Source organism: Bradyrhizobium sp. Arg816, from assembly GCF_029989365.1.
Taxonomy (GTDB): domain Bacteria; phylum Pseudomonadota; class Alphaproteobacteria; order Rhizobiales; family Xanthobacteraceae; genus Bradyrhizobium.
Window position 1 is genome coordinate 286,683 of sequence record NZ_JAPRAQ010000008.1, and the last position, 21,544, is coordinate 308,226.

The 21,544-nt window shown below is 65.9% G+C and carries 21 protein-coding genes and 1 tRNA gene; 11 read left to right on the forward strand and 11 right to left on the reverse strand.

Annotated features, from left to right (window positions below; translation table 11 throughout):
* Window positions 1-56 precede the first annotated feature (56 nt).
* Both OWC48_RS21790 and OWC48_RS21795 read right to left on the reverse strand, forming a co-directional pair.
* Complete coding sequence (locus OWC48_RS21790) at window positions 57-1,775, reverse strand: heparinase II/III family protein (protein ID WP_282521840.1); 1,719 nt, start codon at window positions 1,773-1,775, stop codon at window positions 57-59.
* A gap of 155 nt (window positions 1,776-1,930) precedes the next feature.
* On the reverse strand, window positions 1,931-3,277 hold the full coding sequence (locus tag OWC48_RS21795; RefSeq protein ID WP_282521785.1) for an RsmB/NOP family class I SAM-dependent RNA methyltransferase: 1,347 nt from the start codon (window positions 3,275-3,277) through the stop codon (window positions 1,931-1,933).
* A gap of 187 nt (window positions 3,278-3,464) precedes the next feature.
* Here OWC48_RS21795 and OWC48_RS21800 point away from each other — a divergent pair, with 187 nt between their 5' ends.
* Entirely contained in the window at window positions 3,465-3,659 is a 195-nt protein-coding gene (locus OWC48_RS21800; RefSeq protein ID WP_282521786.1) for a DUF1674 domain-containing protein, read from the forward strand.
* Between the two features lie 69 nt (window positions 3,660-3,728).
* Complete coding sequence (locus OWC48_RS21805; protein WP_282521787.1) at window positions 3,729-4,310, forward strand: thermonuclease family protein; 582 nt, start codon at window positions 3,729-3,731, stop codon at window positions 4,308-4,310.
* A gap of 50 nt (window positions 4,311-4,360) precedes the next feature.
* Here the strand turns inward: OWC48_RS21805 and OWC48_RS21810 are convergent, their stop codons facing one another.
* Together OWC48_RS21810 and acs are read right to left on the reverse strand one after the other, a co-directional pair.
* Window positions 4,361-4,876: a L,D-transpeptidase gene (locus OWC48_RS21810; RefSeq protein ID WP_282521788.1), complete on the reverse strand. Its 516-nt coding sequence runs from the start codon at window positions 4,874-4,876 to the stop codon at window positions 4,361-4,363.
* Window positions 4,877-5,288: 412 nt separating this feature from the next.
* Window positions 5,289-7,235 carry an acetate--CoA ligase gene (gene acs / locus OWC48_RS21815; protein WP_282521789.1) on the reverse strand — a complete coding sequence of 649 codons (1,947 nt, stop codon included), beginning with the start codon at window positions 7,233-7,235 and terminating at the stop codon, window positions 5,289-5,291.
* A gap of 410 nt (window positions 7,236-7,645) precedes the next feature.
* Between acs and OWC48_RS21820 the strand changes: the two genes are divergently transcribed.
* Entirely contained in the window at window positions 7,646-8,815 is a 1,170-nt protein-coding gene (locus OWC48_RS21820) for a DNA topoisomerase IB (RefSeq protein ID WP_282521790.1), read from the forward strand.
* A 109-nt stretch (window positions 8,816-8,924) separates the two neighbouring features.
* On the opposite strand, the gene OWC48_RS21825 is transcribed toward OWC48_RS21820, so the two are convergent.
* Entirely contained in the window at window positions 8,925-9,380 is a 456-nt protein-coding gene (locus OWC48_RS21825; protein ID WP_085403026.1) for an SRPBCC domain-containing protein, read from the reverse strand.
* 101 nt (window positions 9,381-9,481) lie between these two features.
* Here OWC48_RS21825 and OWC48_RS21830 point away from each other — a divergent pair, with 101 nt between their 5' ends.
* The gene (locus OWC48_RS21830; RefSeq protein WP_282521841.1) at window positions 9,482-10,576 is read left to right on the forward strand and encodes an adenylate/guanylate cyclase domain-containing protein; all 1,095 of its coding nucleotides are present in this window, start codon (window positions 9,482-9,484) and stop codon (window positions 10,574-10,576) included.
* An 88-nt stretch (window positions 10,577-10,664) separates the two neighbouring features.
* On the opposite strand, the gene OWC48_RS21835 is transcribed toward OWC48_RS21830, so the two are convergent.
* Genes OWC48_RS21835 through tsaD form a run of 3 tightly spaced genes read right to left on the reverse strand, consistent with a single transcriptional unit; the run spans window position 10,665 to window position 13,137 of the window.
* On the reverse strand, window positions 10,665-11,078 hold the full coding sequence (locus OWC48_RS21835; RefSeq protein ID WP_282521791.1) for an EVE domain-containing protein: 414 nt from the start codon (window positions 11,076-11,078) through the stop codon (window positions 10,665-10,667).
* A 2-nt stretch (window positions 11,079-11,080) separates the two neighbouring features.
* On the reverse strand, window positions 11,081-12,061 hold the full coding sequence (locus OWC48_RS21840; RefSeq protein WP_282521792.1) for an NAD(P)H-dependent glycerol-3-phosphate dehydrogenase: 981 nt from the start codon (window positions 12,059-12,061) through the stop codon (window positions 11,081-11,083).
* A gap of 2 nt (window positions 12,062-12,063) precedes the next feature.
* On the reverse strand, window positions 12,064-13,137 hold the full coding sequence (gene tsaD, locus OWC48_RS21845) for a tRNA (adenosine(37)-N6)-threonylcarbamoyltransferase complex transferase subunit TsaD (protein WP_282521793.1): 1,074 nt from the start codon (window positions 13,135-13,137) through the stop codon (window positions 12,064-12,066).
* A gap of 151 nt (window positions 13,138-13,288) precedes the next feature.
* Between tsaD and OWC48_RS21850 the strand changes: the two genes are divergently transcribed.
* The 4 genes from OWC48_RS21850 to OWC48_RS21865 all read left to right on the forward strand — a co-directional run bounded on the left by OWC48_RS21850 (window position 13,289) and on the right by OWC48_RS21865 (window position 17,306).
* Entirely contained in the window at window positions 13,289-14,035 is a 747-nt protein-coding gene (locus OWC48_RS21850) for a uroporphyrinogen-III synthase (protein WP_282521794.1), read from the forward strand.
* 65 nt (window positions 14,036-14,100) lie between these two features.
* Window positions 14,101-15,318, forward strand: a complete 1,218-nt coding sequence (locus OWC48_RS21855; protein ID WP_282521795.1) for a COG4223 family protein — start codon at window positions 14,101-14,103, stop codon at window positions 15,316-15,318.
* Window positions 15,319-15,355: 37 nt separating this feature from the next.
* Entirely contained in the window at window positions 15,356-17,131 is a 1,776-nt protein-coding gene (locus OWC48_RS21860; RefSeq protein ID WP_282521796.1) for a heme biosynthesis protein HemY, read from the forward strand.
* 99 nt (window positions 17,132-17,230) lie between these two features.
* A tRNA-Thr gene (locus OWC48_RS21865) sits at window positions 17,231-17,306 on the forward strand.
* Between the two features lies 1 nt (window position 17,307).
* Here the strand turns inward: OWC48_RS21865 and OWC48_RS21870 are convergent.
* Entirely contained in the window at window positions 17,308-18,129 is an 822-nt protein-coding gene (locus OWC48_RS21870; protein ID WP_282521797.1) for a class I SAM-dependent methyltransferase, read from the reverse strand.
* 22 nt (window positions 18,130-18,151) lie between these two features.
* On the reverse strand, window positions 18,152-18,808 hold the full coding sequence (locus OWC48_RS21875; RefSeq protein WP_282521798.1) for a hypothetical protein: 657 nt from the start codon (window positions 18,806-18,808) through the stop codon (window positions 18,152-18,154).
* Between the two features lie 284 nt (window positions 18,809-19,092).
* Between OWC48_RS21875 and OWC48_RS21880 the strand changes: the two genes are divergently transcribed.
* On the forward strand, window positions 19,093-19,467 hold the full coding sequence (locus tag OWC48_RS21880) for a hypothetical protein (RefSeq protein ID WP_282521799.1): 375 nt from the start codon (window positions 19,093-19,095) through the stop codon (window positions 19,465-19,467).
* Window positions 19,468-19,540: 73 nt separating this feature from the next.
* Here the strand turns inward: OWC48_RS21880 and OWC48_RS21885 are convergent, their stop codons facing one another.
* A complete protein-coding gene (locus OWC48_RS21885; RefSeq protein ID WP_282521800.1) occupies window positions 19,541-20,602 on the reverse strand; it encodes a polysaccharide deacetylase family protein in 1,062 nt (353 codons plus the stop codon).
* Between the two features lie 253 nt (window positions 20,603-20,855).
* On the opposite strand from OWC48_RS21885, the gene OWC48_RS21890 reads away from it, so the two are divergent.
* Window positions 20,856-21,164, forward strand: a complete 309-nt coding sequence (locus OWC48_RS21890) for a hypothetical protein (protein WP_282521801.1) — start codon at window positions 20,856-20,858, stop codon at window positions 21,162-21,164.
* Between the two features lie 162 nt (window positions 21,165-21,326).
* Window positions 21,327-21,542: a hypothetical protein gene (locus OWC48_RS21895; protein WP_282521802.1), complete on the forward strand. Its 216-nt coding sequence runs from the start codon at window positions 21,327-21,329 to the stop codon at window positions 21,540-21,542.
* Window positions 21,543-21,544 lie beyond the last annotated feature (2 nt).

The following is a 21,544-nucleotide window of genomic DNA, read 5'->3' on the forward strand; positions in this document are numbered from 1 at the left end:
CGATAGCAGCTTTCGGCCGTTTTCACAACGATGAGATGGGGCCGAATCGTGCGCGTTTACAGCGGAAGTTCCGGCTCGCGCCGGGCGTTGCGGCGGGCATTGGTGACTGCCGGCGAAGCGGTGGAGCGGACGAAGCTCCAGCGGATCGAGGGCCCCTGCCGCGCATCCTGCCGGATCACGATCTGCGCGGTGCGGCGCGGGCCGTCATTGCCGGCCAGGAACACGCTGTCCTCGAGATCGACCTTGTCGTCGAGCGCCTCGAAGGTCCAGACGTCGCGGTTCGGCAGCACCAGCATGACGCCACGGGCATCCGACAGCCGGCTCGCCTTCACCGCCGGATGCAGATGGAAGCGCAACGCGAAGTCGGCGTCGGCGCCCTTGAAGCGTCCGCCCTGCGGCGGCGACAGCGTGTCCTCGCCGTCGATGCGCGCGCCGTCATTGGCGACCATCAGCACGCGGCGATGGATCGCGCCGAATTTCGCGAGATAGCCGTCGTGCGAGGTCGTGAGCAGCGTGCCGTTCTGAACGATCTCGCGATAGCTCTCGACCTCGACGGGGCCGCTGGTAACGGGCGAGCCGTGCAGGAGGCGCTTCATCGCCGACATCTCGACGAACTGGCATGAGGACGTCTCGTGATAGGTCAGCGTCGAATGCGCCGCGGTGCCGCGTGCGAACGGCCGCCAATTGTCGCGGCCCGTGGTCGGCATGCCGCAATTGGTGACGATGCGGCTGATGCCGGAAGACAATTCGAACGACAGGCAGCCGGCATGGGCGTCGTGGCTGACGCCGGCCGGCGGCGGCGGGCCGGTGTCGATGATCAGCGTGGTCTGGCCGGCGTCGAGGCGCTGGAAGCCAGTATGCGGCATGTTCGCCATCGGCGCGCCGTGGGTGTCGTCATAGGCGAGCAGCGTGGCGAGCAGGTCCGAGGGCGTCGCGCTCATGCCGTTGAAGAGCGCGAAATTGCCGTCGCCGTGCCGGAAGAAGCGCAGCATCGGCATCATGCGGTCGATCGCGTTGAGCAGCGCCGGCGGCGGCGCGATGTTGCGCGCGGCAAAGGTCTGCCGCAGCGGCAGCAGGTCGATCAAGATCTCGATCAGCGCGCCCGGATTGCGCGAGATGTGGCCGCCGTCGGGCAGGATCTGCCGCTGCAACTCGTCCGAGAGCTTTTTCGACGCACTGCGGATCTGCCCTGCCTGGTTGGCAAGGCACAGCGCCGCGTAGCATAGCGCGATCAGCACCTGGAGCTTCGGCACCCCGTCGGGAATGTTGACCATGGTGTAGCGCAGGAGGCGGACCTCCCGCGCCAGCGCCCGCAGATAGCGGCGGTAGAATTTGTTGTCGGTGTCGTTGAGCACCAGCGGCGCCTGCGACAGCAGCGAGATCACACGCCGCGCCAGCACGTCGGCGCGCCGTGCGACGGCGCGGCGCTTGTTGGCGGGGTTGGCGATCCAGTCCTCGACCAGCGCGCGCGCATTGGCGCGCGTCAGCGCGGTGTCGGCGGCGCGCAGATGGCGCAGCCAGCCGAAGCCGAGCAGCGCGACCTCCCAGTCTTCCGACGGCGGTTCGAGATCGAAGATCGAGCGGCCGTGGCAATTGACGATCTTGCCGGCGAAGACGAAGCGGCCGGCATAGATCTCTGCGGCGCGGGTCGCATCCGCCGTGCGCAGGTCATGCGGCGCGATGATCAGCCGGTCGGTACGGCCGGGCCAGACCCGCGACAGCGCAACGGAACCGCCGCTCGCGCGCGCGAGCATGTTCCGCGCGAAGCGGTTCATCACCAGCGTCGAGATACGTCTGCGTTGAGCGACCGACACGCCTTGCCTTGGAGGGGGAGAGGATTAACGACGAATCCTTCTTAATCCCAAAATCGGACGTCTGACACCATCTTGAAGTGTCGCGAATCAGCGCCGGCGCAAAAACCGGTGCAAAATCAGGATTTAACGAGCCGGGCTGCGTAGAAACCGTCGAGCCCGCCGAGCTTGGGATCGGCGTTAGGCAGGTGGCTGGGCAGCGTGCGCAGGTCGCCCTCTGTGGTGATGATCTCGCTGAGCCCCGAGACCTCGGAAGCGTCGACCGGCACGCGGCGCAGGCCACTCTCCACGGCCAGCAGCGCGGCAATCGCCTGCTCGCCCTCTTCGGGTTCCAGGGAACAGGTGCAGTAGACCAGCGTCCCGCCCGGCTTGAGCAGCGAGACGGATTTCTTCAGCAGCCGCCGCTGGAGCGCGGTCAGGGCGGCGACGTCGGATTCCTGCCGGAGCCACGCGACATCGGGATGGCGCCGGATCGTGCCGGTCGATGTGCAGGGCGCATCGATCAGGATGCCGTCAAAACCCTCGGCAGGGCCGGCCCATTCCACGGCGTCGGCGACGACAGTCTCGGCCTGGAGCGACAGCCGCGTCAGATTCTCGCGCAGACGTGCCACCCGGGCGGGTGAGCGGTCGATCGCCGTGACATGCGCGCCGGCGTGGGCCAGTTGCGCGGTCTTGCCGCCCGGTGCGGCGCAGAGATCGGCAACGGCCTTGCCCTTGATGTCGCCGAACAATCGCGCCGGCAGCGCGGCGGCGGCATCCTGCACCCACCATTGTCCTTCGGCAAAGCCCGGCAGCACCGTCACCGAGCCGTGCAGCAGCATCCGCACCGTGCCAGTCGGCAGCGTCTCGCCATGCAGGCGGCTCGCCCATTGCGCGGCATCCGATTTCACGGTGAGGTCGAGCGAGGGCTCGTGGCCGAGCGCCAGCGCCATATCCCTTGCGGTCGCCTCGCCGTAATGCGCGCTCCAGCGCGCGAGCAGCCAGGGCGGCAGGTCCAGCGATTGCGCGGCAACTTCATCCACCAGCGCCTTGCCCTCGCGCGCGCAGCGGCGCAGCACGGCATTGACGAGGCCGGCATAACGCGCGGCGCGCCGGTCGGATTGGACGAGGCGGACGGAGAGATCGACCGCGGCGTGATCGGGCACGTCCATCCAGAGGATCTGGGCGGCGCCGATCAGGAGTGCGCTCTGTGCGCGCGGCGCTTCGGAGGGAATGCCCTTGTCGAGCAGGCGGGACAGCACATGGCCGAGCGTGCCGAGCCGGCGCAGCACGGTCGCGACCAGGCGGCGCATCAGCGCGCGATCGCGGTCGGCGAGCGTCTTCAATCCGGGATGGGCACCGCTGCCGTCGAGTTGATCGTCAAGCGTGCGGTGCTTGTGCAGCACGCCGTCGACGATGTCGGCGGCAATCCGCCGTGCCGCGAGACCAGGCACTTCGGACGGAGGGGCGAAACGTTGAGATGGCATGCGGCTTAAGGTTCTTAGCGAGCGGCAGTTCCGCCGCAATGGGCGCATGCCTCGAGAGACCGATCTCTGGCACGCGAATATGCCAAATGTAAGAATGGCCTCTCGTGTTTACAGCCCGTCATGACTATTTCAGCAATGCGATATTGGACCTCGCACGCCCAGTGATCCTGCGCTAGGAACCATCGAGATGAGTGACCAGCCCTCCGTTCCCGATCGCAAGCTCACCCCGGCCGCCCAGCGCGCGCTGGCCGAAGCCGAAGCGCGGCGGCAGGCTGCTGCTGCCCACGCCGCGGCGGCGCCGAAGGAATTGCAGGGACCGAAGGGACCTGAGCCCACCCGCTACGGCGATTGGGAGCGCAAAGGTATCGCCTCGGACTTTTGAGGCTGTCGTTTGAGGCTGGCTTTTGAGGCTATGTTGCCGGATCGCCCGACTCAGCCCTAGCGTGCGCGGATGCCGCGTTTCGATCCCAGCCACCGGCCTTCATACAGTGGTTCGCCGTTCGGTCGCCACTTCTCGGGGCTGTTGCCGTGGATGTTCGTGGTCGGAATCGCGGTGGCCGTCGTGCTTACGTTCCGGCACGGGATGAACTGGCCCTTCCCGCATGCGATCGACGGTCAATCGCGGGATGCCAAGATCATTTTGCAGCAGGCCGATCCGGACATCCGTCAGCCGGTCGACGTCATTCGCACGATCGACGGCGATACCTTTCTCGCTCGCGTGCACCAGCGCGACGGACGTGTTCTCATTGCGCGCGTTCGCCTGCGCGGCATCGATGCGCCCGAGATGAAAGCATCCTGCCAGGATGAATTGGACAAGGCTCAAGCGGCGACCGGCGCGCTGCGCGATCTGCTCGGCCAGGGCGGCGTGACGATCACCAATCTTGGCCCCGACAAATACGGCCGCGTTCTCGCTAATGTTGCGACAAGGCGAACCGCGGACGTATCTGCCGCACTGCTCGCCGGCGGTTACGCGCGCAGCTACAATGGCGGCCATCGCGACGGCTGGTGCGCGCGCGGCTGGCGCTTCTGGTAACAAAAAAGCCGCGTCGAAAGACGCGGCTCTTGCTTGCCTGATCCCGGCGATCAGCGCGTCACGACCACCGTCGTGCCGACCGAGACGCGGCTGTAGAGATCGGTGATGTCGTCGTTGAGCATGCGGATGCAGCCATAGGAGACGAAGCCGCCGACCGAGCCCGGCACATTGGTGCCGTGGATGGCATATTCGCCGCCGGCCAGCGTCATCGCCGCAACGCCCATCGGGTTGCGCGGCGAGCCGCCCGGAATGACGTCCGGGATGCTGGGCTTGTCGCGCTTCACTTCCGCAGGCGGCGACCAGGCCGGGTTGATATATTTGCCGTCGATGCGGGTGGTGCCGGCCCATTGCTTGCCGGACTTGCCGACACCGACCGGATAGCGCACGGCGTGGCCGTTATCGAGGATGAGATAGAGCCGCCGCTCGTTGGTTTTGACCACGATGGTGCCCGGCGAATAGTCGGCCAGGTGCGCCCCCACCATTTCCGGCCGCGCCTGCGCCGCCGTCGACATCAAGACCCCAACCCCGATGGTGGCGGTGAGCGCCACAGCAATCCTTACCGACATCAATTTTTCCTCTGCCCCGAACGGATCGTCAAAAACTACGCAGCACCGGCAATTGCCCGCTTGCCCGGATATTCTTAACCGCGCCTGTTAACCGGATGGTTTCCACGCGCGGCCGCCAAGGGCCCGCCAGCACGCGGAACAAAGAAAATGTTCGAAATAAAGTAAATGACAAGAAAACAACACTTGGCTGGAAAGATGCGGGCGCGGAGCCGCGCGCCCTGACAAGTGCGTGAGGGTGTGAATGGCCGTTATTTGGGGGGCTCTCTGTGTCTCGGACGCGCTGCAGCGCCTTGGCCCTGCTGCGCAGAGCCGGGACCCAGGAGGCCACACGCTCTGCCGTTGGATCGGCCCCGGCTCTGCTGCGCACCGCTGAAGAAGCGCTGCGCTGCGTCCGGGGCACGAGAGCGGAGCCTTACGCCGATTTCTTGTTCTGCCGGTTCTTGACGAGGTCGTCGACCACGGCGGGATCGGCGAGCGTTGAGGTGTCGCCGAGGCTGCCCGGCTCGTCCTCGGCGATCTTGCGCAGGATGCGGCGCATGATCTTGCCGGAACGGGTCTTGGGCAGGCCGGGCGAGAACTGGATCTGGTCGGGCGCGGCGATCGGGCCGATCTCCTTGCGCACCCAGGTGACGAGTTCTTTCCGCAGATCCTCGCTCGGCTCGACGCCGGCCATCAGGGTGACATAGGCGTAGATGCCCTGGCCCTTGATGTCGTGCGGGTAACCGACCACGGCGGCCTCCGACACCTTCTCATGTGCGACCAGCGCGCTCTCGACTTCCGCGGTGCCCATGCGGTGGCCGGAGACGTTGATGACGTCGTCGACGCGGCCGGTGATCCAATAATAGCCGTCGGCATCGCGCCGGCAGCCGTCGCCGGTGAAATACTTGCCCTTGTAGGTCGAGAAATAGGTCTGCTCGAAACGGGCGTGATCGCCATAGACCGTGCGCATCTGGCCCGGCCACGATCGCGTCAGGCAGAGATTGCCTGATGTCTCGCCGTCCAGCACCTTGCCGTCGGCATCGACGATTTCAGGCACGACGCCGAAGAACGGCTGCGTCGCCGAGCCCGGCTTCAGTTTGGTCGCGCCCGGCAGCGGCGTGATCAGGATGCCGCCGGTCTCGGTCTGCCACCAGGTGTCGACGATCGGGCAGCGGTCGTCGCCGACGACGCGGTGATACCACTCCCAGGCTTCGGGATTGATCGGCTCGCCGACCGAGCCGAGCAGCCGGAGGCTTGCACGCGAGGTCTTCTTCACGGGCTCGTCGCCGCTCTGCATCAGTGCGCGGATCGCGGTCGGCGCGGTGTAGAAGATATTGACCTTGTGCTTGTCGATGACGTTCCAGAAACGGGAATTGTCCGGATAATTCGGCACGCCTTCGAACATCAACGTGGTCGCGCCGTTCGCCAGCGGCCCATAGAGGATGTAGCTGTGTCCGGTGACCCAGCCGACGTCGGCGGTGCACCAGTAGATGTCGCCGTCGTGATAGTCGAAGACGTATTGATGCGTCATCGCGGCGAACACGAGATAGCCGCCCGAGGTGTGCAGCACGCCCTTGGGCTGGCCGGTCGAGCCCGACGTATAGAGGATGAACAGCGGATCTTCGGCGTGCATGTGCTCGGCCGGGCATTCCGTCGTCACCATCTTGGCGGCGTCGTGATACCAGAGATCGCGTGACGGATTCATCTCGACCGTGCCGCCGGTGCGCTTGACCACCACGACCCAGTCGACGCCGTCGGCCTTTGCGAGCGCTGCATCGACATTGGCCTTCAGCGGCACCTTCTTGCCGCCGCGCAGACCTTCGTCCGCGGTGATGATCACCTTGGACTGGCAGTCGTTGATGCGCTGGGCGAGGCTGTCCGGCGAAAAGCCCGCGAACACCACGGAGTGGATCGCGCCGATCCGCGCGCAGGCCAGCATCGCGTAGGCCGCTTCGGGAATCATCGGCAGGTAGATGGTGACGCGGTCGCCCTTCTTGACGTTGCGGGTGCGCAGGATGTTGGCCATCCGGCAGACCTCGTCGTGCAGCTCCTTGTAGGTGATGTGCCTGGATTGTGAGGGATCGTCGCCCTCCCAGATGATCGCGGTCTGGTTGGCGCGCTTGTGCAGATGCCGGTCGATGCAATTATGGGCGACGTTGAGGACGCCGTCCTCGAACCATTTGATGGAGATGTTGCCGGGCGCGAACGAGACGTTCTCGATTCTAGTCGGCGCGTGCATCCAGTCGATGCGCTTGGCCTGCTCGGCCCAGAAGGCGTTCGGGTCCGCGATCGAGCGGGCGTACATGTCCTTGTATTTGGCTTGGTCGATCCAGGCGCGCTTGGCCCATTCCGCGGGGACGTCGTAGGTCTTCTCGGACATGCTTCCCTCCAGATACGGCAAGCCGAGCCCAGGTGACTGGCGAGCCGACGTCATCGTTGAACCGATTATGCGTCCGCCTAACCGGACCCGACAAGGAGCACAAGCTGGACCTTCGGCGAGCGGCCGGCCATGCGAAGGATCAACGCCGCCTGGCGCGACTGTCGCAGATCTGAAACAGGCCGGCGCGGCTTTCCAGGTCTTTACCAAATCGCCGGAATAGGCCCGTGCAGGGCGTCCATGCGCCGCAGGAGGTATTTAGAAACCGCTTGTCACTGATTCGGGACTCGCAATGCGGTTCGGAACACCCTAAGTGGCTAACCCGGGTCCCAAGAGACCGCCCAAGGACCCCTTGGAACAAAAATCAGAACAGCGGCATTGACCGATAACAGACAGGGCTAAGGCTTAAGACTATGATGGATCAGCAGAATCTCGGGACGATGCGGCTCGCTTCGGCCGATCCTGCTGCTGTCGCGCTGGCCAAAGCCCTCGGACAATGGCCGAAACCGGCCGGTTCCACCCGTTCCAGCCCGAAAAAGGTGTTCGACACGGCGCCCGCGGCGACGGTCGAGGCGCTCGCCAAGGAACTGGGGCTGCGGCTCGGCGACCAGAACGAGCTGACCATCCGGCGCATCAAGCGCGGCAAGGGCTATTCCTTCGTCCGTCCCAACGGCGCGCATATCCGCGACGCCCGCACCATCCGCCGGCTGCACGCCATGGCGGTGCCGCCGGCCTATCGCCAGGTGCGTTACTCGGCCGATCCGAGCACGCATCTCCAGGCAGTGGGACGCGATGCCGCGGGCCGGCTGCAATATCGCTATCACGCCGATTGGGAAAAGGTTCGCGAGCACCGCAAGGCGCACCGGCTGGAAAAGCTCGTCGGCGCATTGCCAAAGATCCGGCGCAAGGTCTCGGCATTCCTGTCGGGCGACGAGCCGACGCGTGAATTCGCACTCTCCGCCGTGATCGAGCTGATCGCGCGCACCGCGATCCGTCCCGGCAACGAATCCTATGCCCGCCTCAACGGCACCCGCGGCGCCACCACGCTGCTGAAATCCAACGTCTCGCTGGAAGACGACTGTTTCGTGCTGACCTTCAAGGCGAAGGGTGGCAAGGCGGTGCGCAAGGAGTGCGACGCGGCCAAGCTGGTGCGCGCCATCGGCATCCTGAGCGGCGTTCCCGGCAAGCGCATGTTCCAATATCGCGATGCCTACGGCATCGTGCGCGCGGTCAGCACCACGCAGGTGAACGCGTTTCTGCGCGAGATCGCCGGCATCAAGATTTCGCTGAAGGATTTTCGCACGCTGATGGCGTCCGCAGTCGTGGTGGAATCGCTGTCGCGGATCACGCCGGCGACCAGCCAGCGCGGCCGCAAGAAGCAGGTGCTGGACGCGATCCGCGCCGCGGCCGACAAGCTCTCCAACACGCCGGCGATCTGCCGCAAGAGCTACGTCCACGACACCATCGTCACCGCCTTCGAGGACGGTATCCTCGAACGGTTCGCCGCGACCATGAAGGGCCAGCGTTCGCAGGCCAGGCGCGAGCAACTTTTGCAGCAGGTGGTGGCGACCGCGGCAGTTTAAGCGGCGGTGCCGTAGGGTGGGCAAAGGCGCGAAGCGCCGTGCCCACCATTCTTCACGACATTGTTGATAGGCCGCGTGGGCACGCTTCGCTTTGCCCACCCTACGAGAGCTACATCTTGTCTGAGATACCCTTATCCGGACCGGGATCGCTGCCCGCGGCTGCGCTCGTGAGGCGGCCCAGATAATGCGCCCAACCTTTCGCGTGTGCGGCGGCCTGTTCCTCGGTCGGGAGCCCGCTATGGGTCATGCGCAGCAGCGTGCCGCCGTCGCGCTCGATCAGGTCGATCTCGATCAGGCTCGAGCCGGGCGGCACTTCCTGACCGCCCTCCCAGCCGAACGTATAGGCCAGACGATGCACCGGCACGACCTCGCGGAAGGTGCCGCGGCCGACGCCGCCACGCGGGCCGATGCCCTTGAGGAGATAAAGCCCGCCGGGGTGCGGCTCCGTGGTCGCGTCGGAGCCCATCCAGCTCAGGATTTTCTCGGGGTCGGTCAAATAGGCGAAGACGGTGGCGCGAGGGGCCGCGATCTGGGTTTCGCGTCGCACTACGAACGGCTCGGTCATCGGCGATCATCCCTGGGCTGATATTGGCACATGGCGGCGGTGGAGCGGTGCGTCAAGGATTGCCCGTGACAAAGACGGTCCACCTTCGTCATCATCGGGCCATGCAACTCTCCCGGACCCTCGCCTGGCTCGTCGATGCTGCCTCGGATTGCTCCGGGGCCGACCGTCTGCTCGCGGAACTCGGCGCTCATCTGGTCGCCGATGGTGTGCCGCTTGCGGCAGGCAGCCTGACGTTGGAGGTGCCGCATCCGCTGATCGCGAAGCGGACCTGGCTGTGGCGCGCGGAGACCGGCCGGGTCATCGAGGCGCTCGGCTTCGCACCAAGTGGGCTGGCACCCGACCCGCCCAATGATGCCGGTCGCCGCTGGCTGCGCGACATCGCGAGCGGCGAGGTGCACGAAGAGGTGGTCGGACGACAAGATGGGCCGCAGCTCGGCTGGATCGGGCCGCGTCCGTTCACCGCGGACGAGATCGAGCAATTGCGCCAGGCTGCGCGTTTCGCCGCGACGCCGCTGGCCGTGCTCGCCGCGCGCGCCACGTTGCGCGCGACGCTCGATGCCTATCTCGGCAAGCGCAGCGCGGAGCGGGTGCTGGCGGCGCCGCTGCGGCGTGATCTCGGCGAGACCATTCAAGCCGCCCTCCTCTACGCGGATCTGCGCAACTTCACGACCTTGTCGGAGACCACACCGCCGGCCGACGTCATCGCAGCGCTCGACGCCTGGTTCGATCGCATCGCCGGTGCCGTTCATGCCTTCGGCGGCGAGGTGCTGAAATTCATCGGTGACGGCGTGCTCGCGATCTTCCCGGTGGTCGAGGCCTCACCGCGCCGCGCGTGCGATGCCGCCCTGCGTGCCGCAGGCGCAGCCGAAGCCGGCATGGCGTATCTCAACGGGGAGCGCGGCGCTCAAGGACTGCCGCCGCTTGCATTCGGCGCGGCCCTTCATCTCGGCGAAATACTCTGGGGCAATATCGGCGCCGCCAACAGGCTCGATTTCACGGCGATCGGTCCCGCCGTCAATCTCGCCAGCCGGCTCGAGGGATTGTGCAAGCCCCTGGAACGGACCGTGCTGGTATCGGGGGCGCTGGCCGCGGAGACGGACACGCCTCTCGTCGCGCTCGGATCGCATCCGCTGCGCGGCATCGCGTCGCCCTGCGAGGTGTTTACGCTGCCGGCGACGCAAGTGCGGACATCGTAGCCTGGATGGAGCGCCGCGTAATCCGGGGTCGTGCGGCATGAAGACTCTCCCGGATTGCGCTGCGCTCCATCCGGGCTACGGCAATAACTTACATCCCGCCCATCTTGCAGACGAGCTTCCACTCTTCCGCCGTCACCGGCTGCACCGACAGGCGCGAATATTTCACCAGCGCCATATCAGCGAGCTTCTTGTCCGCCTTGATCGCGGCCATCGTCACCGGCGTCTTCAAGGGCTTGTCGGCCTTGATGTCGACGCAGACGAATTTTTCGGTCTTGTCGGTCGGATCGGGATAGGCTTCCTTGACGATCTCCGCGATGCCGACGATCTCCTTGCCCTCGTTGGAATGATAGAAGAACGCCTTGTCGCCCTTCTTCATGTTCACGAGGTTCTGGCGCGCGGTGTAATTGCGCACGCCGGTCCAGGCCTCGCCCTTGGCGCCCTTCGCCACCTGCTGGTCCCAGGACCACACCGACGGTTCGGATTTCACCAGCCAGTACGCCATGTTCATTCCTCTGCCTTGAAGGGGCGCGTCAACAGCCCCGAGATCGCAGCGTCGATCGTGCTCCGGCCGCTCAGGATCGAAGCGACCGCTTCTGATACCGGCATCTCGACGTTGTGCGAAGCTGCGAGTTCGATCAACACCGGTGCGGTGAACTCGCCTTCCGCAAGCTTGCCCGCGGGCGGCTGCTCGCCGCGGCCCAGCGCAAGGCCGTGCGCGAGATTGCGGGATTGCGGGCTCGAGCAGGTCAGGATCAGATCGCCGAGGCCGGACAGGCCCGTGAGCGTCTCGCCGCGCGCGCCGAGGGCACGGCCGAGACGCGTGAGCTCGGCAAAGCCGCGGGTCGTCAGCGCAGCCTGGGCGGAGGCGCCGAGCTTTCGCCCGACCGCGATGCCAACCGCGATCGCCAACACGTTCTTGGCCGCGCCGCCGATCTCGACGCCGCGGACATCTGTGGTGTGATAGGGCCGGAAGGTCGCCGAGCCCAGCGCCTGCACCAGCGCGCTCGCCAGCGCTTCGTCCTTCGCCGCCAGTGTCACCGCGGTCGGCAAGCCGCGCGCGACGTCGTCGGCAAAGCTCGGGCCCGACAGGATCGCCGGCTGCGCGTGAGGTGCGGCTTCCGCGATGATTTCGGTCATGAATTTATGGGTGCCGTGCTCGATGCCTTTGGCGCAGGCGACGATCGGCACCGGCCTTGCCAGATGTGAGGACAGCATGTTGACCGCGCCGCGCAAATGCTGCGCAGGCGTCGCGATCAGCACCATGTCCGCGCGCGCGGCCTCAGCAAGCTCGTGCGTCACGACGATCTCCGGCGCAAGCCGCACGCCGGGCAGCCGCGGATTGTCGCGGGTCGAGGCGATTCGCGCGACATGTTCGCTGTTGCGCGCCCAGAGCGTCACGTGCCGCCCGGCGCGCGCCGCGACCGTCGCCAGTGCCGTGCCCCATGCGCCCGCACCAATCACCGCGACGGACCGGAACGCCGTCATAGCTAGAATCCCGCCCGGGTGTTGCCGTAACCGGCCGGCGCCGTGGCGTTGGCATCGAGCAGCCAGCGTGCGCGGGGTTGGGCTTCCATCGTGTCGGTCATGCCAAGCGCCAGGCGCTCGGCGCCGGCCCAGGCGATCATCGCGCCGTTGTCGGTGCAGAGCGCGGGCGGCGGCATGATCAGTTGCGTCCCGGCCTGCCGCGCGACGTGATGCAGGGCGCCGCGGATCGCCTGATTGGCTGCGACGCCGCCGGCGGCGACGAGTGCATGCGGAGCGCCGAACTGCTCGCGGAAAAGCCTCAGGCCGACGCTCAACCGGTCGGCCGTCGAGTCGAGCACGGCGGCTTGAAAACTCGCGCAGAGATCACTGATATCCTGCGGCGCGATCTCGGCTAACCGGCTCGCCTCGTTGCGCACCGCCGTCTTCAATCCCGACAGCGAGAAATTGGCATCGGGCCGTCCCTGCATCGGGCGGGGGAAGGCGAAGCGCGTGGCATCGCCGCTTGCCGCGGCGCGTTCGACCTGCGGCCCGCCCGGATAGGGCAGACCCAGCATCTTCGCGACCTTGTCGAAGGCTTCGCCCATCGCGTCGTCGACGGTGGTGCCGAGCCGCACATATTGGCCGACACCGGTGACGGCGACGATCTGGGTATGCCCGCCCGAGGCGAGGAACAGGCAGTAGGGAAATTCAATTCCGTCGGTGAGGCGCGGCGTCAGTGCATGCGCTTCGAGATGGTTGACCGCGACCAGCGGCGTGTCGTGCACCATCGCGATCGCCTTGGCGGTGGTGAGGCCGACGATGACGCCGCCGATCAGCCCCGGCCCCGCCGCGGCCGCGACACCGTTGAGCTGCGCATAGTCGATGCCAGCCTCGTGCATGGCACGGTCGATGATGCCGTCGAGGACGTCGACATGCGCGCGTGCGGCGATCTCCGGCACCACGCCGCCGAAGCGGGCATGCTCCTCGATCTGGGACCGCACGATGTTGGACAGGATCTTGCCGCTGCCGTCGGGCGCGCGCTCGATCACGGCCGCGGCGGTCTCGTCGCAGGTGGTTTCGATGCCCAGTACCAGCATTGGCGAATTGTTATCCAATTTGCGCCCTTGCGCTCATCCGTAAAGCAGAGTTCTGGTACGTCCGGTAGCATTCCGGGGTCCACTTGCGCAATCGTCACGCGCAGCCGCCTTCGTGAATGCGTCACCGCCACGTGGTTCGGGAACACAAGCGATGTCCATTCTTGTCACACGGCCGCATCCCGACAATGAGGCGACGGCGGAAAATTTGCGGGCGCGGGGTCAAGTGGTGCTGCTCGCCCCGATGCTCAAGTTCGAGCCGGTCGCCTTCCATGACGAGAGTGAGGCCGACTACGGCGCCATCATCGTCACGTCGGCCAATGCGATCCGCGCCGTCGCGCCGCAATTACACGAGCTTGGCCTCCTGGAGCTGCCGCTGTTTGCGGTCGGCGAGCACACGGCTGCCGCGGCGCGCGACGCCGGCTTCGCCGAGGTGACCGTCGCCGGTGGCGATGCCGCGGCCTTGCGCGACAAGGTGATGCAGGGCGCGCGCGACAAGGTGCTGAAGAAGAAAAGCACGCTGCTCTATCTCGCGGGCGCGGATCTGTCGCGCGATCTCGGCGGCGAGCTCGGCGCGGAGGGCTTCAGCGTGGTGACGCAGACCACCTATCGCATGACTCCGGTCAAGATCCTGCCGCGCGATGTCTGCGATGGCTTTGCCGCGCATGGGATCGAGGCGGTGCTGCACTACTCCCGTCGCAGCGCGCGGGCCTTCCTGGATGCGGCACGGGACGAAGGCGTCGAAATCTCGGCGCTGGCGATCCCGCAATGCTGCCTGTCCGAGACGGTCGCCAGCGTGTTGCGCGATGCCGGCGCGTCGCAGGTTCTTGGGGCCGCGACGCCGGACGAAAATGCCCTATTTGATACCTTGGAGCGTGCTTTGCGGACCCGTTTGGCGTAAGAGGTCGGGCCGAATCCGACGCGATCGGGTCCGTTTAGGGCATGTAAGTGTGAGGAACCGTCACGATGGCCGACGACAAGCCTGAAGACGCAGGATTGGCTCCCGAGTCCGGCCGTGCCAAGCGCACCCCGCCCACCATCGACCTCGAGGCAACCGAAGTCTCGACCCAGCCGCAGCCGACGGCGGCCGCCGAACCGGAGGTTCAGCCGACGCCGGAGCAGGCCACGGTCGAAGAGTCCAAATCCGAAGAGGCCAAGCCCGACCCGGAGCCCGCGCACGCGGAGGCCGCGGCTGCGTCCGCTCCAGCGGCGCCGGTTTCGCCCTGGGTCATTGCGCCGTTCTCCGGCGCGGTCGCAGCCGCGATCGTGATTGCCGTCGGCTGGATGCTGGGCTGGCCCGCCGTGCAGGCGCCGCCGGCCGCGCCGCAGGTCACGAGCGCGACGGTCGACGCGCTCAGCGGACGTGTCGCCGCGGTCGAAGCCAAGGCGGGCAAGCCCGCCGCCGATCCGGCCGTGGTGGCGCGGATCGATGCGCTGGAGAAATCCGCAAATGCCTTGCGCAGTGACATCGCCAATCTGCGCGCACAGTCCGACAAGATCGCCAACGACGTGAAATCGGCACCGCGCGCTGCCGCGCCTGATCTTGCCGCTCTCAGCGACCGCATTGCGCAGCTGGAGCGTGCCAGCAAGACGGAGCGCGCCGAGCTCGCACAGCAGGGCGAGAAGATTGCCGACAACAAGGCGACGAATGACAAGCCACTGCGCCATGTCGTGGCGGCGGCTCTGCTCGACGTCGCGGTTCGGCATGGCGATGCTTACGAATCGCAATTGGCCGCGGCGCGGTCGCTCGCGGCCAAGCCCGATATGCTGAAGCCGCTCGACACCTTTGCATCGTCAGGCATTCCGACGCCGGTCGCGCTGAGCCGCGAGCTGCTCAACATCGTGCCAAAGCTCTCTCCGCCGGCGGAAGCCCCAGCCGCCGGTGCCGGCATCGTCGAGCGTCTCCAGGCGGGGGCATCGAAACTCGTTCGTATCGAGCGCACCGACGGCGTCGGCAATGATCGCGGCGCCATCGTCGCACGGGTGACGGCGGCGGCGCTCCGCAACGATTTCGCGGAAGCGCGGCGCGAGCTGAAGACGCTGTCCGAGGCCGATCGTGCACCGGCACAGGCCTGGCTCGACAAGGCCGATGCTCGCGACGCCGCGCTCGGCGCCTCCCGCAAATTCGCCGACGATGCCATGGCGGATCTCGCCAAGCCCGACCTGGTCAAGCCTGCTCAGTAAAGGTTCGCGCAATAATCTGCGCGTAATAGGGATCGCCATGCTTCGCATCGTCCTCTTCCTCGTCCTGATTGCGCTGGCGGCGGCCGGCGCGGCCTGGGTTGCCGATCAGCCCGGCGATCTCGTCCTGACCGCGGGCGGTTTCCGCGCGTCAACGACGCTTCCGAGGTTCGTGTTTCTGCTCGGCATCTTTGCAGCGGCGGTCGTGCTGGTCTGGAGCATCGTGACGATGATCTGGCGCGCGCCGGGACGCCTGCGCCGCCGCCGTCATGAGAAACGCCATGCGCGCGGCCGCCATGCCATCACCCACGGCCTGCTCGCGATCGGTCATGGCGATACCGCCCTCGCCCGCCGTCACGCCGATACCGCCCGGCGGCTGGCCGCGAACGATCCGCTCGCACTGCTGCTGCACGCGCAGTCGGCCCAGCTCGAAGGCAATCGCGACGAGGCCCAGCGCGTCTTCCGCGTCATGGCCGAGCGTGAGGATACCCGGCTGCTCGGCCTGCGAGGCCTGTTCATCGAGGCGCAGCGCGCCGACGATGCGGTCGGCGCCGTGATGATCGCGGAGGAGGCGATCAAGCTGTCGCCGTCCTCGACCTGGGCCTCGCACGCGGTGCTCGGCTTCCGCTGCGCGCGCGGCGACTGGAGCGGCGCACTCGCGATCCTCGATTCGAATCTGTCCGCGGGCCTGATCGACAAGGCGGCCTATCGCCGCCAGCGCGGCGTGCTGCTCACGGCCCGCGCGCTGGAATTGGAAACCATGGACCGCGACGTGGCGCGCGAGAGCGTGATGGAGGCCATCAAGCTCGCGCCGACGCTGGTGCCGGCCGCGGTGCTCGCGGCCAGGTTCGAGAGCGAGGCGCATCAGGTGCGGCGCTCCATGAAGCTGGTCGAGGCCGCGTGGCTCGCCAATCCGCATCCGGATCTTGCCGACGCCTACGCGCATGTGAAGCTCGGCGACTCCGCGCGACAGCGCTTGCAGCGGGTCGAGACGCTGGCGGCCAAGACGCCGGCCGACAAGGCGGGCCATGTCGAGGGCCAGCTCGCGATCGCGCGCGCCGCGATCGACGCCTCCGAGTTCGCCCGCGCGCGCGCGGTGCTGGCACCCTACGTCAATGATCCAACCCAGCGCGTCGCGCTGCTGATGGCCGAGCTCGAGCGTACCGAGCATGGCGACGGCGGCCGTGCCCGCGCCTGGACCCTGCGCGCGGTGCGCGCCCGCCACGATCCGGCCTGGACCGCGGACGGCTATGTCAGCGACCGCTGGCGTCCGGTCTCGCCGGTCACCGGCCGTCTCGATGCCTTCCAGTGGCAAACGCCGGTCGCGAGCCTCCCCTCCGACAAGGGCGCCACGATCGAATCCTCGGCCTTCGAGGAAGCCATGCTGGCCGCGCCGCCGCCGAAGCGGGTGACGGCGGCCCCGAGCGAAGCCCCGGTGGAACCGCCGGCGGCTGCACCGGATCCGCTGCCCGCCGCACAGGACAATTCGCCTCCTGAGGCCAAGGAGACGACCGGCGAGGCCGCCAAGGAAGAGCCCGCGGTCACGCCGGCCGCCGAGCCGGTCAATCCCGCCCCTGAGACGGCCGAATCATCGCCGGAGGCGGCAACGCCGGTGTTCCGGACCCGTGCCGACCTCGGCAAGCCTGCGCCGGCCCCGATCCAGGCCGTCATCCCGATCGTCCGCGCTCCCGATGATCCCGGGATCGATGACGAGGGTCCGAGCGATGAATTTGCGGAACAAATCGGCACGCCCAGAACCCATGCAAAGGCCCAGGCCGGCGGCTGGCGCGGATTCTGGTCCCGCTGGGGCGCGTAAGGCACATTTCGAAGCCCGCTCCACCTTGCCAATTCGGGCCACGCCCGATATCAGGAGCGCGCGTATCGGGACCGGCATTGCCGGGTCCCGGCAGGGTTCGCCGCAATAGCTCAGTTGGTAGAGCACGTCATTCGTAATGACGGGGTCGGGGGTTCGAATCCCTCTTGCGGCACCATTTATCGCTCTGATTTTTCGTCGTTTTCCCCGCCGTTGTTTCGTCCTCGCTCCGATGCAGCCTCGCCGCGAGACGGCATACCATTGCCTCGGACTTTGCGCAGGCTTTCGACTTCCCACAGCGCCAGTTGCCGCCGGTCGAACGGTGGGACGTAGTCGTCCAGCACCTTGATCGGCGGCGGGAAGTTGTAGGGCGGAGCGTTCAGATCGATGGAGAAGAAGTCACCCGTGCGGATCGCACGATTTCGGCCAGCCGGGTAAGTGGTGGTCAGGAGATACTTGATGTTGGATCGAAGAATGTTGTCGATTGCTTGAAAAATCATCTCTTCGGAAAGATGAATGAAGCAATCGCGGCAGAGCAGCAGGTCAGCTTCCGGGAGCGGATCGTTGCAGAGATCGATCCGGAGGAACGTGCGATCTGGGCGACTGTATTGGTCACCCGTTCGCGCAATCAGTTCCGGAACGATGTCTCCCCCAATGTAGCGAGAAATTGGAAGTTCGATCTTCGACAACCAATGAAAATCACCGCAAGGCAAATCGAGCAGGGTACGGATCCCGAGGTCGCCAACCAGACCAGGAAGGCTTTCCCGCACCCTTTGGGTATTGTGCAGCGTGGATCCGCCGCCGGAAGCGGTTTCCTTGTAACCCCAGACGTTGCGACGATAGATCTCGCCGAACACCTCGCCAGGCGTTCCACGGAGATTGCGCACCATCTGCGTGCGCAACCAGATCAGCGCGGGCTCTGGTAACGTCTGGCGCGCGATGTCGATAGCCGTCGAGAAAAAGGCCGTCTGACGTAACCAGTCTGCAAACTTGTCGAACACATCGCCCCCGTATTGTCGCAAGCTAGACCCGCGCGAACCTGAATTGTTGCGTGCCGCGCTCGGTGCGATCCGGGCTCCGCTCAGTGATGCGAAATCCCTCATGGGCCTGGATGAATGCTTGCTCGGAGATCCAGTTGCGCTCGTATCTGACGAGCTTCTCCCTGGAGGCGAGCGACGACCCTGGGCCGTTGTCGCTGAGGTACGATGTCTGAACCTCTCGCCGGGTCTCTTCGCTGATCGGAACGCGGTACCATGCCAACGTTGCCGGCCGAACCGTGCACAGCGTTCTGACGGTTTCCAATGCATCCGGGACGTATTGTATGGCCCCATTCGAGTGGATGAGATCGACACTGCCGAGCCAGTCGGCGGCCTGGTCGATGCGCTCGAAAAACATCAGCCTATCGGTGCCAAGCTCCTTGGCGCGCCGCACCATTGCAGGCGTCTCAACCACCGCCCATCGAATGTCCGGGCATTGCCGGCGCGCCACCTTGTAATGCAGGCCAGCGCCGCCGCCGAAATCCAGAACCGTGTTCATGCCCGCGACCAGCGGCCAGTCGCTGTCCGGGTTGTAGTTGATTGTCTTCAGGAAAATCGTTTCGACCAGTTCAGGATTCTCGTACCCCTGAACAACCTCTCGCGGCGGCAGCAGCTTACGCTTCACTCGCTGGATGAAGGTCATACGGGCGGACTCGGCACGCCTTTTGATACGTGTCGAGCGTCTACCACGATCAGAAACATTCGGAAACAATCGTGAAACGCGCCATCCTGCGCGGCGCGTCCTAGGCTTTCACCGGGATGTCTGCGCGATTCCGAGACCTTTCCGGACGTGACGTCGCGGGTTTACCGCCGCGGATGCCTGATCGCGGATTCAAGACCGAGCGCGCAGTCTATGTGATGCCAGTCACGTAACCCCCGTCGTGAGTCCCCTAGTCTCGCGGTCTCGCAAACACGGGGAGATTTCACATGCGCAAGATCATTCTGGTGGCCGCCATGGTCCTGGCTTCTGCATCTGCCCATGCCGGCGACCGCAGCCTGTCACTGGCCACGGCAACGGCCGCTCCGCAAGCCACCACGACCACCGCGCCGACGATACAAATCAGCGAAGTCGCGCCAGCCACGGAAGCTCCGAAATACGTCGATCGTCCGCCGGCAGTCTCGGCCCCTGCTCCCGCCGTGGCGACGACTCCTGCCGTGACCGCGACAACGACGACCTCAGCGCCGGTGACGACAAGCAAGCCCGCCACGAAGACGGCGAAGGCGGGCAAGCCGAAGCACAACCGCAGCTGGACCGAAGGCCGCATCATCAGCGAGCTGCATCGCCACGGCATCTACTGGTAAGCCGCTGCTCGCTACAAAAGCAAATGGCCGGGCAAGAGCCCGGCCATGCGCGCATTGAGGAAGCGTTTCGGGCTTACTGCGACACCGTCTGCACCACGCTCGTTATCGGACGCGTGTTCGTGCTTGCGGTCGGCACCTTCATATCTTTCATCAGCGCCTCGTCATATTCCGGCAGCGTCTGAAGCGTCGTCTTCGCTTTCATCTGCACGACCTTGTATCCGCCGGCCTTGAGCCGCGCGAGCAGCGCCGGCATCGCTTCGCCGGTGTGCTTCTGGAAGTCGTGCATCAGGATGATGCCCTTGCCGAGCTTGTCGAGCCGCGTCATCACCGTCTCGACGATCTTCTCCGGTGTGGCACCCTTCCTGAAGTCGAAGGAGTCGATGTCGGTCGAGAACATCGCGACGTTGCGGGTGCCGAAATAGCTCACGATCGCCGGATTGTGCTGAAGCTGCGGGAAGCGGAAGAACGGCGCGGGGTTGGCACCGAGCGCGAATCTCACCGCACTGATACCCTTTTCGACCTCGTCCTTGGCCTGCTGCTCCGTCATCTTCTTGCCGTTCAGGTTGACATGCGACCAGGTGTGCGTGCCGACCGTGTGGCCCTGGGCCAGCACCTGGCGCAGGATTTCCGGATGATAGGTCGCGTGCTTGCCGACCGAGAAGAACAGACCCTTGGTGCATTCATCCGCGAGCGCCTTCAGCACTGCGGGCGTGTTGACCGGCCAGGGACCGTCGTCGAAGGTCAGCACGACCTCCTTGTCGGTGAGGAAGTCGAACTGCTTGAAATGCTCGAAGCCGAAGCCGGGTCCGCCGGTGGTGTCGATCTCGACCACGCGGGCAACGCCCAGCGCGTTCGGATTGGCACAGGTCGACCGCTGCTGCACCGGCATGGCCGGAGCGGGCGCAGGCGCCGCTGCCTGAGCAACTGCCGTCGGCCTGGCCGCGATCGCCGCGGTGGTCTCGACGTCATCCTTGGCCGCGAGCTTCGCCTGTGCCGGCAATTGATCGGCGGCACGGGCGGCCGTTGTTTTGGGGGCGCCCTGATCGGCGCGCGCGGAATAATAAAACCAACCGCCGGCGGCGATCACGACCGCCGCAACTACACTGGCCAGCATCAGGCCCAACGCATTACGCATCGCTATTCTTTCCAATTACGCAACCAACCCGGCGGAATCTCCCGCGCGACGAGCCATTAATGCGAAGGAACAGTTAACGTGACACCAACACGACGGCGTTTGAGCCGGATTTTCAGCGAGGTGCACCATGTGACGGAGGTCACAGAGGGCGGGCGACCCGTGACCGTCATCACAGTGGAAACTGTTTTGCCGGAGCATCGTAGTTCCCATCAACAACGGGGCCCGCTTCCGGCGACGCCCATGGGAGCTTCAAATGGCTAAGTCTTTTTCTGCCGAAACGCTGACCAGTAGGATCCGCGACGCCAGCTTGGCTCTGGGCCTTGCCGCCATCGTCTCGATCGTCGCGACGACCTCGAGCTTCGCCTTCTCGGCCGAGGCGCAGCAGCAGTGCACCGGCGATGCCTTCCGCCTGTGCTCCTCGGAAATCCCCAACGTCCCGAAGATCACGGCGTGCATGATGAAGCATCGTTCCGACCTGAGCGCCGGCTGCCGCGCGGTGATGGACAAGGACCTCGCAAAGGGCGCCTCACGCAAGGTCGCTGACGCCCAGGACAAGCAGTAGGACAACGCGCAACCGCGATCGTTGTTGGCTCCCATCGCGATGTGCTCTCGGCGTCAAGCCGGGGCCACGCGCGCCAGTCCCGCTCGGCAATAAAGCCGTTGCGGCTCCGGGATCGTCGCACTAGCTTCCCCCGCACATCCTTGGGGTAAGAGGCATTACGCGATGACCAGATTTCTTTTCATTGTTTCTTTGATTCTGTGCGCATCGAGCGTCTCGGCGCAACAGCAGCCCGGCCACGATGCCTGCGCGCGCGATGTGACGCGCTTCTGCCGTGCCGTGATGAACAATGGCGATGGCGCCGTGCTCGCTTGCCTCAAGCAGAACCGCACCCGCCTCAGCAAAGCCTGCGACAAGGTGCTGACGGATCACGGGCAGTAGGG

Bases quoted from the DNA above. Each gene is read 5' to 3' on its own strand.
- OWC48_RS21890 (WP_282521801.1), top strand. From the start codon at position 20,856: ATGGCTAAGTCTTTTTCTGCCGAAACGCTGACCAGTAGGATCCGCGAC.
- OWC48_RS21855 (WP_282521795.1), top strand. From the start codon at position 14,101: ATGGCCGACGACAAGCCTGAAGACGCAGGATTGGCTCCCGAGTCCGGC.
- OWC48_RS21830 (WP_282521841.1), top strand. From the start codon at position 9,482: ATGCAACTCTCCCGGACCCTCGCCTGGCTCGTCGATGCTGCCTCGGAT.
- OWC48_RS21820 (WP_282521790.1), top strand. From the start codon at position 7,646: ATGATGGATCAGCAGAATCTCGGGACGATGCGGCTCGCTTCGGCCGAT.
- OWC48_RS21880 (WP_282521799.1), top strand. From the start codon at position 19,093: ATGCGCAAGATCATTCTGGTGGCCGCCATGGTCCTGGCTTCTGCATCT.
- OWC48_RS21790 (WP_282521840.1), bottom strand. From the start codon at position 1,775: ATGAACCGCTTCGCGCGGAACATGCTCGCGCGCGCGAGCGGCGGTTCC.
- OWC48_RS21795 (WP_282521785.1), bottom strand. From the start codon at position 3,277: ATGCCATCTCAACGTTTCGCCCCTCCGTCCGAAGTGCCTGGTCTCGCG.
- OWC48_RS21835 (WP_282521791.1), bottom strand. From the start codon at position 11,078: ATGGCGTACTGGCTGGTGAAATCCGAACCGTCGGTGTGGTCCTGGGAC.
- OWC48_RS21805 (WP_282521787.1), top strand. From the start codon at position 3,729: ATGCCGCGTTTCGATCCCAGCCACCGGCCTTCATACAGTGGTTCGCCG.
- OWC48_RS21825 (WP_085403026.1), bottom strand. From the start codon at position 9,380: ATGACCGAGCCGTTCGTAGTGCGACGCGAAACCCAGATCGCGGCCCCT.
- OWC48_RS21800 (WP_282521786.1), top strand. From the start codon at position 3,465: ATGAGTGACCAGCCCTCCGTTCCCGATCGCAAGCTCACCCCGGCCGCC.
- OWC48_RS21810 (WP_282521788.1), bottom strand. From the start codon at position 4,876: ATGTCGGTAAGGATTGCTGTGGCGCTCACCGCCACCATCGGGGTTGGG.
- OWC48_RS21875 (WP_282521798.1), bottom strand. From the start codon at position 18,808: ATGACCTTCATCCAGCGAGTGAAGCGTAAGCTGCTGCCGCCGCGAGAG.
- tsaD (WP_282521793.1), bottom strand. From the start codon at position 13,137: ATGCTGGTACTGGGCATCGAAACCACCTGCGACGAGACCGCCGCGGCC.
- OWC48_RS21850 (WP_282521794.1), top strand. From the start codon at position 13,289: ATGTCCATTCTTGTCACACGGCCGCATCCCGACAATGAGGCGACGGCG.
- OWC48_RS21840 (WP_282521792.1), bottom strand. From the start codon at position 12,061: ATGACGGCGTTCCGGTCCGTCGCGGTGATTGGTGCGGGCGCATGGGGC.
- acs (WP_282521789.1), bottom strand. From the start codon at position 7,235: ATGTCCGAGAAGACCTACGACGTCCCCGCGGAATGGGCCAAGCGCGCC.
- OWC48_RS21860 (WP_282521796.1), top strand. From the start codon at position 15,356: ATGCTTCGCATCGTCCTCTTCCTCGTCCTGATTGCGCTGGCGGCGGCC.
- OWC48_RS21885 (WP_282521800.1), bottom strand. From the start codon at position 20,602: ATGCGTAATGCGTTGGGCCTGATGCTGGCCAGTGTAGTTGCGGCGGTC.
- OWC48_RS21895 (WP_282521802.1), top strand. From the start codon at position 21,327: ATGACCAGATTTCTTTTCATTGTTTCTTTGATTCTGTGCGCATCGAGC.